The sequence below is a fragment of the Stenotrophomonas sp. YJH_SMC_64 genome (assembly GCF_059371375.1).
The window spans coordinates 205,302-217,864 of sequence record NZ_JCAFUN010000006.1; the positions used below are offsets into that span (position 1 = coordinate 205,302).

The window sequence follows — 12,563 nt, forward strand, 5'->3', positions numbered from 1 at the left end:
GTGGCACGCAAGGCGGCGGTCACCCCGGTCCTGTCACCGTCCGGCGAAGCATCCCTGGCGATGCTCGCGGGCGTCGGTCCGGCCGTGGCCGCCAAACTGCAGGCGCGTGGCCTGGCCACCCTGCAGGATCTCTGGCTTCATCTGCCGCTGCGCTATGAAGACCGGACCCGGCTGACCCGCATTGAAGACCTGCGCAACGGCGTACCGGCGCAGGTGGAAGGGCGGGTGGTCGCGGTCGAGCGCGGCATGCGCTACCGGCCGATGCTGAAAGTGGCGGTGGAAGACGAAGGGCGGGGCACTTTGGTGCTGCGCTTCTTCCACTTCCGCCAGCAGCAGGTCGGCCAGTTCGCGGTCGGCAACCGGCTGCGCTGCTTCGGCACGCCCAAACCGGGCCAGCTCGGCCTGGAAATCGTCCACCCCAGCTACCAGGTGCTGGGCCGCAACGACGATCCCGAACTCGGCGACCGCCTCGACCCGGTGTATCCCACCGTCGAAGGCGTCGGTCCGATGACCATGCGCAAGCTGATCGGCCAGGCGCTGGACCGCCTGCCCGAGGAAAGCGCGCTGGAACTGCTGCCCAGCGGCTGGCTCGATGGCCTCGGGCTGCCGTCACTGCGCAGCGCGCTGCTGACCGTGCACCGGCCGCCACCAGATGCCGATCTGGCCGCGCTGGCCGCCGGCACCCACCCGGCGCAGCGTCGCCTGGCGATGGAAGAACTGCTGGCCCATCACCTCAGCCTGCGTCGCCAGCGCATTGCCTTGCAGGCACACCATGCGCCGCCGCTGGCCGGTCCTGGCAAGCTGGCCAAGGCGCTGCTGAAGCAGCTGCCGTTCGCGCTCACCGGCGCGCAGGCGCGCGTGTTCAAGCAGATCCGCGAAGACCTCGCGCGGCCCAGCCCGATGCTGCGGCTGGTGCAGGGCGATGTGGGCTCCGGCAAGACCGTGGTCGCCGCGCTGGCGGCGATGCTGGCGGTGGAGCAGGGCAAGCAGGTTGCATTGGCTGCGCCCACCGAGCTGCTGGCCGAACAACATCTCAACAACCTGCGCGGCTGGCTGGAGCCGCTCGGTGTGCGCATCGCCTGGCTGGCCGGCAAAGTCACCGGCAAGGCGCGCGCCAAGGTGATGGAGCAGGTCGCCAGCGGCGAAGCGCAGGTGGTGGTTGGTACCCACGCGCTGATGCAGGAGGCGGTGGTGTTCCAGGATCTGGCGCTCGCCATCGTCGACGAGCAGCACCGCTTCGGCGTGCACCAGCGCTTGGCGCTGCGCGACAAGGGCGCAGGCGGCAACAGCGTGCCACACCAGCTGGTGATGACCGCCACGCCGATTCCGCGCACGCTGGCGATGTCCGAATACGCGGACCTGGATGTGTCGGCCATCGACGAACTGCCGCCGGGCCGCACCCCGGTGCAGACCGTCGCGCTCAACAACGATCGTCGTCCCGAGCTGATCGAGCGCATCGCACTGGCCTGCCAGGAAGGGCGGCAGGTGTACTGGGTGTGCACCCTCATCGAGGAGAGCGAAGAACTGGATGCCACCCCGGCGCAGGCCACCTACGAATCGCTGCAGGCGCTGTTGCCGGGCGTGCGCGTGGGGCTGGTGCATGGTCGCCTGAAAGCCGCCGAAAAGCTGGCGACGATGGTGGCGTTCAAGGCCGGCGACATCGACCTGCTGGTGGCCACCACCGTGATCGAAGTGGGCGTGGACGTACCGAACGCCTCGTTGATGGTGATCGAGAACGCCGAACGCCTCGGCCTGGCCCAGCTGCACCAGCTGCGCGGCCGCGTCGGCCGTGGTTCGGCGGTATCGCGCTGCGTGCTGCTGTACCAGGCACCGCTCTCGCAGATGGCACGCGAGCGCCTGCAGACCATGCGCGAAACCAACGATGGTTTCGTCATTGCAGAAAAGGATCTGGAGCTGCGTGGCCCCGGCGAGCTGCTGGGTACGCGGCAGACCGGCCTGGCCGGCTTCCGCATCGCGGATCTGGCCCGCGACGCCGGCCTGCTGCCCGGCGTGCACGACCTGGCCGAGCGCCTGCTGGCCCAGCAACCCGCGCTGGCCGATCGTGTGGTGCAGCGCTGGATCGGCACCGCCGTGCGTTACGCCTCGGCGTAAGTGGCGGGGTCAGAGCCCTTTGCACAGCAAAGGGCTCTGACCCCATTTCCGGGATGCTCATCCGCGCATGGCGTGGATCTACCTCGCGCTGCGCGCGGGAGTCGGACAAGGCTCGACTCTACAGACAGCGCTTTGGATCATTTCCATGTTCATCCACGCATTGCATGGATGTGTCGACCAAGGTCGACACCCATCAACAGCCGCGGAAATCTGTCGAAGGCGGGGTGGATCCGGTTGCGGGGGCGTGAGCCGCATGGATGCGGCGACCGAGCTTACATGGACGTACTTGCAGCGTCCCCCGCAACCGGACCCACCCCGCCATCCCCCAGGAAACCAGCTTTTGCCGTTGATTCGGCGTTTGCCGTTGATTCGGCGGGTGCAGGGCGCAGCCCTGCCGAACCCCAACCCCCGTACTTGCAACGGTCATCATCCCGGTCCACACTTCGTTGCCGATCTGAAGACGGCAACGATGACCCACAAGATCCCCCTGTTGATCGACACCGACCCCGGTGTGGACGACGCCCTGGCCCTGCTGATGGCCTTTGCCGACGAGCGGCATGACGTGGTCGCCCTGACCATCGCCGCCGGCAACGTCGGCCTGCAGTACACCGTCCGCAACGCCCTCAAGCTCTGCGACATCGTCGGCCGCACCGACGTACCGGTGTTTGCCGGCAGCCCGGATCCGCTGCTGCATCCCTCCGTTGACGCTGCCCACGTGCATGGCCGTGACGGCTACGGCGACGTGGACCTGCCGCCGCCGAGCCGCCAGGCTGAAGCCGAACACGCCGCACTGGCCATCCTGCGCCTGTCGCACGAGCACGCCGGCGAACTGATGCTGGTGATGCTGGGCCCGCTGACCAACCTTGCCCTGGCACTGAAGCTGGACCCGACCCTGCCCGAGCGCATCAAGCGCATCGTGGTGATGGGCGGCGCGGTCACCTGCCACGGCAACATCACCCCGGCGGCCGAATTCAACATTGCGTTCGACCCGGAAGCGGCGCACGTGGTGTTCACCTCGTTCAAGCACCTGCTGGTGTCGGACTGGGAGGCCACTGTCGCCCATGGCCTGCCGCTGCAGGACGCCGAGAAGTGGCTGCAGGCCGATTCCGATCGCGCCCGCTTCTACGAACTGATCTCGCGCAAGACCCGTGGCCTGTCCGAAGACAGCAAGGGCGGGCGCTGGTACACCGCCGATGCGGTGGCCATGGCCTGGGCGCTGAACCCGGAAGGGCAGCTGCGGGTCGAGTCGCGCCCGCTGAACGTGGAGCTGAACGGCACGTTCAGCCGCGGCGCCACCATCGTCGATTGGAACCGCCAGACCGGCCAGCCGGACAACTGCGATCTGCTGATGGCCTACGACCAGCAGCGTTTCGAGGCCCTGGTGCGCCAGGCCCTGGGTGCGGACTGACGTCGATTGACCGGCACCGGTTGCCCCGGGCGGCAACCGGTGCTTATAATGCCGCTCTTGACCACCAGCCCATTTACGGTGTGAGCCCATGAAGGCCGATATCCATCCGAACTACCGCGACGTCGTCTTCCATGACGTCACCTCCGATTTCAAGATCCTGACCCGCTCGACCATGGCGACGAAGGAAACCATCCAGTGGGAAGACGGCAACGAATACCCGCTGGTCAAGGTTGAAATTTCCTCGGCTTCGCACCCGTTCTACACGGGCAAGCACAAGGTCATCGACACCTCGGGCCGTATCGACAAGTTCCAGAAGCGCTACGCGCGCTGATCTGTCGATCCAGCTTCGAACCAACGGCCGCGCTCTGCGCGGCCGTTTGTTTTTCCCCAACGCCAACCCAACGGGCGTTTGGATGGACGGAACACTGCGTTCGTGTGACAACGCTTTTGCCGATCCGGGCCGCTCAACGGCCGGTGTCTGGCTGCCTGTCGTATACGACTTCTGTCTAGCGCCGGGCAAATGCTGCTGTGCGATAATGACCTGATCCCCGGCACAGGCCGAGGACGTCATTCACGTGCCTGACCAATGCGCTTGGGCAGGCGCCTTCCCATGAAGGAGCGCACACAGTGTCCGATCTTGATCAGGTCACGCTCAACGCCGGCGACAAGTCGGTCGTTCTGCCCGTCATCAAACCCACCCTTGGCAACGACTGCGTCGACATCGCGAAGCTGACCAAGGAAACGGGGTTCTTCACCTACGATTCCGGCTTCACCGCGACGGCCAGCTGCAAGTCCGCCATCACCTACATCGACGGCGACAAGGGCGTGCTGCTGTACCGCGGCTACCCGATCGAACAGCTGTCGGAAAAGTCGAGCTACGTCGAAGTGGCCTACCTGCTGATCAACGGCGAGCGCCCGAGCGCCGAGCAGCTGAAGGCCTTCACCGATGAGCTGACCGCCGAAGCCAACGTCGATGAGTCGATCAACACCCTGATCGGCAGCTTCGCCAAGGATGCCCATCCGATGGCCATCCTGGCCGCTGCAATCGCGCAGCTGTCGGCCATCTACCACGACTCGCTGGACCTGTCCGACGCCGAACAGCGCCGCCAGGCCGCCGTGCGCCTGATCGCCAAGGTGCCGACCCTGTCGGCGCTGATCTACCGCCATGGCAAGGGCCTGCCGGCCAACAAGCCGGACACCTCGCTGGACTACGTCAGCCGCTTCCTGAAGCAGACCTTCGAGTCGGCTGACGGCCAGTACGACCTGAACCCGGACGTGGTGAAGGCGCTGGACCTGCTGTTCATCCTGCACGCCGACCACGAGCAGAACGCCTCGACCTCGACGGTGCGTCTGGTCGGTTCGACCGGTGCCAACCCGTACGCGTCGGTTGCTGCGGGTGTCACCGCGCTGTGGGGTCCGGCCCACGGTGGTGCCAACGAAGCCGTGCTGAAGATGCTGGAAGAAATCGGCAGCGCCGACAACGTCGAGTCCGCCGTGGTCAAGGCCAAGGACAAGACCTCCGGCTTCCGCCTGATGGGCTTCGGCCACCGCGTCTACAAGAACTTCGACCCGCGCGCCAAGGTCATCGGCGAGATGACCAGCAAGGTGCTCAAGCAGCTGGGCGTGCAGGATCCGCTGCTGGACGTGGCCGTGAAGCTGGAACAGGCCGCCCTGCAGGACGAGTACTTCGTCGCCCGCAAGCTGTACCCGAACGTCGATTTCTACAGCGGCATCATCTACAAGGCGCTGCAGATCCCGACCGAAATGTTCACCGTCATGTTCGCCCTGGGCCGTACCTCCGGCTGGGTCTCGCATTGGCTGGAACAGCAGGTTGATCCGGAAATGAAGATCGGCCGTCCGCGCCAGGTCTACACCGGCAGCGACGTGCGCGACTACCAGGGCTGATCGCCCCGCGTAGGTTGTGCCGAGAACGCCCCGCATCCGCGGGGCGTTTTTTTTTGAGCGGACCTGGTGGGTGCGGACCGTTGGTCCGCACGATTTCGGCGCCCGCGAAAAATCATCCACGCACGGCGCGGATCTACCACCGCAACCGCCTTCGGTAGGTGCCAACCTTGGTTGGCACGCTTTCCCATCCACGCATGGCGCGGATCTACCGCCGCACCCGCCTTCGGTAGGTGCCAACCTTGGTTGGCACGCGCTTCATCGTGCCAAGACCGCGTGATTCAAGGGTCTCGCCAGCTTCACAAGCGCTCGCGCAGCCTCAGGACGCCAGCTGCATCCGCAGCACCTGAAATGGAGCGTCCATCCCGATGAGTACCCGATTCGACCCACCCGAGCGCGGACCGCTCGGCCCTGACGTCGCCGCCGTCGTCACCGCCCCGATCGTCGCCCCTCCCAGCGAAAGCGCCGTTTCCTGGGGCGCGATCTTCGCTGGCGCCACCGCTGCCGCTGCACTCTCCCTCATCCTGCTGATCCTCGGTGTTGGCCTCGGCCTGTCGTCGGTGTCGCCATGGTCGTTCGAAGGCGTCAGCAAAGAGACCTTCGGTTGGTCCAGCATCATCTGGCTCACCTTCACCGCATTGGCCGCGTCCGGCCTGGGTGGCTATCTGGCGGGCCGCCTGCGTACCAAGTGGACGCAGATCCATGGCGATGAAACCTATTTCCGCGATACCGCGCATGGCTTCGTGTCGTGGGCCGTCGCCACGCTGCTGACCGCGGGCTTGCTCACATCGGCAATCGGTGGCGTGCTGGGCGCCGGCGCAAAGGTGGCCGGTGCCGCCGCGGGCGTTGCCGCATCCACGGCCGGCGTTGCTGCCGCGGGCGCGGGCAGCACTGCCGCGGCGGCCCCGGAAGGCGACCTCAACTACTGGGTGGATTCATTGTTCCGCAACGCTACCGATGCGGGTCCGGCAGCTGCAGGCGCGCCGCCGGCCCCGGGCGCGCCTGATGCAGCGTCCGGCGTGGCGGCGACAGATCCGGCCCCACCGCCGCCGGCTGCAAGCGTCGGGCCGCGCGATGTGCGCGTAGGCCTGCCGCCGCGCCCGATGCCGGGTAATGGCCCGATGGGTGACCGCCGCGAAGTGCGTGCCGAAGTGAACCGCATCATCGTCAACAGCCTGCAGGGCGATGGCCTGGATCCGGCCGACACCCAGTACCTGGCGCAGCTGATCGCGCGCGAAACCGGCATGAGCCCGGCCGAAGCGCAGGCGCGCGTGACCGATGTGCAGACGCGCATGCGTGCGGCGCTGGAGAAGGCCAGGAACACTGCCAAGCAGGCCGCCGACGATGCCCGAAAGGCGACCGCCTATGCCGCGTTGTGGCTGTTCATCACCCTGCTGATCGGTGCGTTCTTCGCCAGCCTCAGCGCCACCTGGGGCGGCCGCCGCCGCGATCTGTAACCCGCCTTCCACGCAAGGAGACCTGCAATGAAAATGATTCTGCTCTGGTTGTTGGGCGTACCGATTCCGCTGCTGATCCTGTACGCGATCTTCTTCTGATCGTGCGCCAACGCGATGTCTCATCAGGCCGCCGAAGGGCGGCCTGATGCCATCCAGCAGATCCACGCCATGCGTGGATGACCCGCTGTAGAGTCGAGCCGTACTCGACTCACGCGCGCAGCGTGTGTGCTTCGCGCAGTATCGGAAGAGCAGTCGACTAACAGCCGACTCTACAAACCCAAGGCAATGAGGTTTATTGCATTCAAGCAGTGAGGGAGTTTGCATAACCCTCAAACATTGAGCGCCTTCAAGAATCCTCCTTAACCTCCAACGTTTTAGGAATGCTTGAATGGCCTGCATGGCAATGGATTCCTAACATTCTCTCCGTCGCCCGCAACCACCTCTGCGGGCGGCGCCTCCCTCCCTTTCTCCTTAGGGGAGGGGGGCTTTCATATTCCCCCTGTCCGAGAGAGACACCCATGCACGCCATTATCAAGAAGGCCGCGCTCGCTGCAGCGCTGGCCACTGCTTCGCTGTCCGCGCACGCCGTGGAAACCAAGATCTCCGTCTACGCCGACGTCGACCCGACCCTGGCGCTGCTGCGCGATGACGGCACCCCGCTGCCGGACATGGTCACCCTGACCCACGATCCGCTGCGTGGCCTGATTCCGAACACGCAGCGCGTGCGTATCCATTCCAACGATGACAAGGCGGATATCGAAGCGCGTATCGATGGCAGCTTCTTCCTGGCCAACGAGACCGGCACCGTGACCGTGCCGATGACCATCAGCCTGAACAACCGCGCGCTGGGTGCAGCCGCCATCGAGTACAAGGCCGCTGACCTGTTCAACGGTGCGGGCTCGACCCCGGGCGCCTCGATCTCGATGCCGCTGACCATCGCACAGACCACGCCGGCGCCGATCCTCACCAAGGGCGCGTACAGCGGCCTGGTCAACGTCGTGCTGAACCAGAAGGCGGCTACGCCGTAATCCCCCGCGCCGGCCCGCATCCCGGGCCGGCCGCTTGCAGCGGTGCCCCCATGACCCTACACGCCCCCGCCGTCACCCGGCTGGCGGTCGCGCTCGCCCTGGCGTTGTCCACTCCGCTGGCGGCCGCGCGCGGCGTCCCGCCCGGTTTTGAAGATCTGGTCGAAGGCCAGACCGAACAACTCGACATCCAGCTGTTCGGCCGCTCGGCCGGGCTGTCGCCGGTGCGCGTGACCCTGGAGCACGTGCAGCTGGAAGATCCCGCGCGCGTGCTGCAGTCACTGGACCTGCCTGCCGAGGCGCAGGCCGCCCTGCTGCCTGCGCTGTCGCAGCCGCTGCCGCGCAACAGCCATCTGGCCTGCCGCTTCGGTGGTGCCAGTGCCGGCTGCGGCTACATCGATCCGCCGGAAGCTCCCGACGAGGTGCGCGCGCTGTATGACGAAGGCGAGGGCGCGGTGCGCTTGTTCGTGGCGCGCCAGTGGATTCCCGGCAAGCCTGCCGCCGAGCGTTTCCACACGGTCACCGCCAATGCCGAGAACGCGTTCCTGCATCAGCAGACGCTCAACCTCAGTGGTGGCCGTGACTACCAGTCGCTGTCGGCACGCGGCGTCGGCACGCTGGGCCTGTTCGATCGCGGCCACCTGTCGGCCGAGTGGTACTACAACCAGCAGCGCTATCGCAGCCACAGCGACGACGATTTCCAGTTCGACAACGTCTATTACCGCCACGACCTGGGGCCGGCGCACTACCTGCAGGCCGGGCGCATGGACCGCCGCAACCTGTCCAGCCCGCAGGGCGGCACTTTCAGCTTCAGCATGCTGCCGCTGGACCGCTTCCAGGGCGCACGCCTCGGTACCACCCAGGCCTATGTGGACACCGACGCGGCGGTGCAGGCCAGCCCGCTGACCGTGCTGCTGGCGCGCGATGCGCGGGTGGACGTGTTCGATGGCGAGCGCCTGCTGCAGACCTTCTACCTGCAGGCCGGCATCAACCAGATCGACACCCGCAATTTCCCGTTCGGCAACTACCTGGTGCGCATGCGCATCTACGAGGACGGTGTGCTGGTGCGCACCGAGGAGGCGCCCTTCGACAAGGGCGGCGACTGGACCAACAGCCAGTGGCAATGGTTCGTGCAGGGTGGCCACCGCAACGAACGCCGCAGCGATGCTTTCGATGGCGAGCGCATCGCGATGGCCGGCGTGCGCGTGCCGCTGGGCCGCGACGCGGCCATGACCGCCGGTGCCGCCACGTTCGGCGGGCACCGCTACGGTGAGCTGCGCCTGGACCTGCGCCGGGTGATGGCCACGCAGGAAGTCCGCGTCACCTTCAGCGGCATGCGCGGCAGCGACGGCAGCAATGGGCAGCAGCACCAGCTGTCGTACCGGCGCACGGCGTCGTGGAACCTCTACCAGCAGCGCATGCGTGGCAAGGCCTGCCAGTTCGAGGCCGAGGCGCGCGACCAGTTGGGGTGCACCAACGCGCTCAGTGGTTCGATGTCGCTGCCGCTGGCGGGCGGCAATGTTTACGTGGGCTACACCCGGCGCCAGACCTGGCGCACCGGCTGGCACCGACCGGCGTTCGAGCAGGATCCGTTGTTCGGGCTTGAGCCGTTGTTGCCGCCGGGGCCGTTGGAACCGCGCCGCGAGCCGCTGCTCAGCCGCACCTGGCAGGCCAGCTTCAGCCGCAGCCACCGTTGGCAGGATTTCAGTGTCTCCACGCGCGTGGGCGTGTGGCGGCAGAACAGCACCGACAGCCTGCGTGGCAGCACCGAGCGCGACCGTGGCATCTACGTCAACCTCAGCCTGAGCCGTCGGCACCGCAGCGCTGCCGGCGATGGGCAGCGCCGCTACGCGGTGGACGTGCGCCAGCCGCAGCATCAGCGCCCGGCGATCGATTACAGCGTCGGCCAGAGCCTGCGCCAGGAACTGGATACACAGTACCGCGAGCTGTCCGCCGAGCTGCGCGCCAACAACAACGAGCGCTACAGCGCTTCACTGGGTGGCCAGCTGCAGAATGGCATCGGCCACACCAGCGCCAGCGTGGCGCGCTACCAGCAGCGTGGCCGCAGCGAGACCGGCTACAGCGGCGCACACAGCTCCGGCTTCGCGCTCGGCCGTCGCGGTTTCTACTGGAGCGGTGCCAACGGCGCCGACGCCGGCCTCGCCGTGCAGGTGGCCGATACCGATGACGCCGACCTGCGCGGCGTGGCCGCCGAACTGCAGGTGGGCGGGCTGCGCAGGCAACGCCTGCAGATCGGCGAACGCCGGCTGCTGCCGCTGCCGGCCTATCAATCGCAACGTGCCGAAGTGCAGGACGCCAGCACGCTGGACAGCATCGCCGCCATCCGCGTGACCGGCGTGGGCGGTGCACGACCGATGTTCCTCACGCCCGGCAAGCTGATGCGCATGCCGGTGCCGATCGAAGTGACCTACACCTTCATCGGCCATGCCCGCGACCTGGCCGGTGCGCCGCTGGGCGGCGCCCGCATTCTCAACGCGCCGGTGCCCGGCACCAGCGCCAACGGCGGCTTCGTCGCCGATTTCCCGCGTCGCGAAACGACGCTGTACCTGTTGCAGGACGACCGCCTGCTGCACTGCCCGCTGCAGGTGCGCGAGCGCCGCCAGGTGGTGCTGCTGGTCGGCGCCGTGCACTGCGAGCCGCTGGCCGTGGCCCAGCTGCCGGCCGAGATCCGCCAGCAGGCCCGCGTGACCCGGCTGCTGCAGGAACGCGCGTTGATTGCCGCCACGCCCCGGACCGCTGCTGCAGGAGGTACGCCATGAACCGGCGTTGGATGTTCGTGTTGATGCTGGTGTGTGCGCTGGTGCTGGTGATGCCGCAGGCATGGGCGCAACGGCCTCCGGATACCGATCCGCCCAGTGGCGTCATTACCCAGGACATTGTCATGAGCTGGGATCGCTCAGCGATGCCCGGAGATATTGAGATATGGGCGCCAAAGACTTTGATCGCGTACGACATAGATCTGAGTAAGCAGTACGGCGAGCTATTTCTGACGTGTGAATCGTCCACTGATCCCGCATCTGGAATGTGCCGTACCGAAGACACGGAGGCAGAAAGTGGTGGTGTAACGAGTGTGATACCGGTGCGTGCGATAGAAGAGCGTACGGGAACCCCGGGAGCGATCAATTTCGCTGCCTCAATCTATAGAGCGGATTCCATCCAAGTTTGCTCACTCGACTACTGGCGAGATACCAGATATGCGATCTGGTCGTCGCATTCCAGGCCTTGTGGCATCGACTACGCGGTCGGTACGGGTCTGGCTGTCTCAATTGCTGGGGATAGCGTTGCACGCCTGGTGGCTGGCCGTTGGAAAGGTAGTCTCGTACTTAATCTAAGAATGCCACCAGGTAGGCATTTGGCGAAGTACGTCTTCAACTTCGATTTCACCGTCACCGACTACGACGCGATTTCGATCTACTTCCCGACCTTCGACACCGTCGCGCCGCTGGTCAATCTCGACCTGCGCTACGACCCCATCCAGAAGGTCGTGGGTGGCAGGAAACAACTGGACATGTGCCTGTACGACGGCCTGGGTTCGCAGAGCGAGTACCTCGACGTCACGGTTCGCGACAGCGGTCCCCGCCCACCTGCGGGCTCGGATTTTTCGCTCTGGCACCGCGATGGAGGCGGTGATGCCAGCCAGCGCCTGGACTATCGGGTCCACCTGGACTACGGCGGCCATCGCCTGGCGATGAAGCACAACGTCAAGCAGCAGCTGCGCGGCATCGACAGCGCACAGCTGCGGCTGGTGATGCTGCCGGGCATCAGCCAGCCGGTGTACTGCGTGCCCACGCCGCTGACCCTGGAAACGCCGCCCACCCCTGTCGCCAGCCAGCGCCCCGGCCTGTACGAGGGCGAGCTGACCGTGGTGCTCGACGTCCCCACCGCCAAACCCTGATCCCGAGGAGCCTGCCATGAAGAAGCTGTTGTTCTGCCTGCTGCCGGTGAGCGCCCTGCTTGCACTGCCGGCACGCGCCAACCTTTCCATCCACCCGATGCGCGCAGCGGTGGATGCCAAGCGCGGCACCCAGATCCGCGTGTACTCGCAGTCGACCATTCCGCAGTACGTGCAGACCCGCCTGCGGCGCATCGTCAATCCTGCCACGCCTGCCGAAGAAGAACAGGAGATGGAAGCCTCGGATGCGGCGATTGCCATCACCCCCGGCAAGTTCGCACTTTCCGGCGGCGGCAACCGGCTGATCCGGGTGATTCCGCTGCAGCAGGTCCAGAAGGAAACGGCCTACCGCCTCTACTTCGAAGGCGTGCGCGGGCCGGATGACGCTCCCCTCGAAGACGGCGAAGGCGCACAGGCAAACATCGGCGTCAGCCTGGTCTGGGGGGCGCTGGTCAACGTCACCCCCGACGACGGTGTGGTGGATCTGCGCCTCCAGGACAACACGCTGCACAACACCGGCACGCTGCGCGTGGGAATCATCGGTGCCGAGGAGTGCACGGCCGCGGGCACCTGCACGCCACACCCCGTGTCGCACAGCCTCTATCCCGATGCCGCACTGACGCTGCCGTTCCAGCTTCAGCCGGGCAACTCGCTGCAACTGCGTTACCGGCTCACCCGCGATGGCTATCGCGAACACGTGCGGACGATCGAACCGACGGCGACCTGAGCCCGCACTTTGCCCGCCC

Annotated in this window: 9 protein-coding genes; all 9 read left to right on the forward strand. The window is 66.4% G+C overall.

All coding sequences use genetic code 11. The annotated features are described in order from the left end of the window. Window positions 1-2,112 carry an ATP-dependent DNA helicase RecG gene (recG, locus tag AC5P9L_RS08380; protein ID WP_171956635.1) on the forward strand — a complete coding sequence of 704 codons (2,112 nt, stop codon included), beginning with the start codon at window positions 1-3 and terminating at the stop codon, window positions 2,110-2,112. Between the two features lie 469 nt (window positions 2,113-2,581). Further along, complete coding sequence (locus AC5P9L_RS08385; protein WP_005410872.1) at window positions 2,582-3,520, forward strand: nucleoside hydrolase; 939 nt, start codon at window positions 2,582-2,584, stop codon at window positions 3,518-3,520. 88 nt (window positions 3,521-3,608) lie between these two features. Continuing rightward, entirely contained in the window at window positions 3,609-3,851 is a 243-nt protein-coding gene (locus AC5P9L_RS08390) for a type B 50S ribosomal protein L31 (protein WP_005410871.1), read from the forward strand. Window positions 3,852-4,147: 296 nt separating this feature from the next. After that, window positions 4,148-5,425 (forward strand): citrate synthase, encoded by a 1,278-nt coding sequence (locus AC5P9L_RS08395; RefSeq protein ID WP_005410870.1) that lies wholly within the window; start codon window positions 4,148-4,150, stop codon window positions 5,423-5,425. Window positions 5,426-5,790: 365 nt separating this feature from the next. Next, complete coding sequence (locus AC5P9L_RS08400) at window positions 5,791-6,879, forward strand: membrane protein (RefSeq protein ID WP_012481150.1); 1,089 nt, start codon at window positions 5,791-5,793, stop codon at window positions 6,877-6,879. A 518-nt stretch (window positions 6,880-7,397) separates the two neighbouring features. Further along, window positions 7,398-7,907 (forward strand): CS1 type fimbrial major subunit, encoded by a 510-nt coding sequence (locus AC5P9L_RS08405; RefSeq protein ID WP_012481149.1) that lies wholly within the window; start codon window positions 7,398-7,400, stop codon window positions 7,905-7,907. Between the two features lie 50 nt (window positions 7,908-7,957). After that, the gene (locus AC5P9L_RS08410; protein WP_227415640.1) at window positions 7,958-10,684 is read left to right on the forward strand and encodes a TcfC E-set like domain-containing protein; all 2,727 of its coding nucleotides are present in this window, start codon (window positions 7,958-7,960) and stop codon (window positions 10,682-10,684) included. A 50-nt stretch (window positions 10,685-10,734) separates the two neighbouring features. Continuing rightward, entirely contained in the window at window positions 10,735-11,820 is a 1,086-nt protein-coding gene (locus AC5P9L_RS08415) for a CblD like pilus biogenesis initiator family protein (RefSeq protein ID WP_495218084.1), read from the forward strand. A gap of 16 nt (window positions 11,821-11,836) precedes the next feature. Beyond that, window positions 11,837-12,544 (forward strand): pilus assembly protein, encoded by a 708-nt coding sequence (locus AC5P9L_RS08420; RefSeq protein WP_227415642.1) that lies wholly within the window; start codon window positions 11,837-11,839, stop codon window positions 12,542-12,544. The last annotated feature ends 19 nt before the right edge of the window (window positions 12,545-12,563 follow it).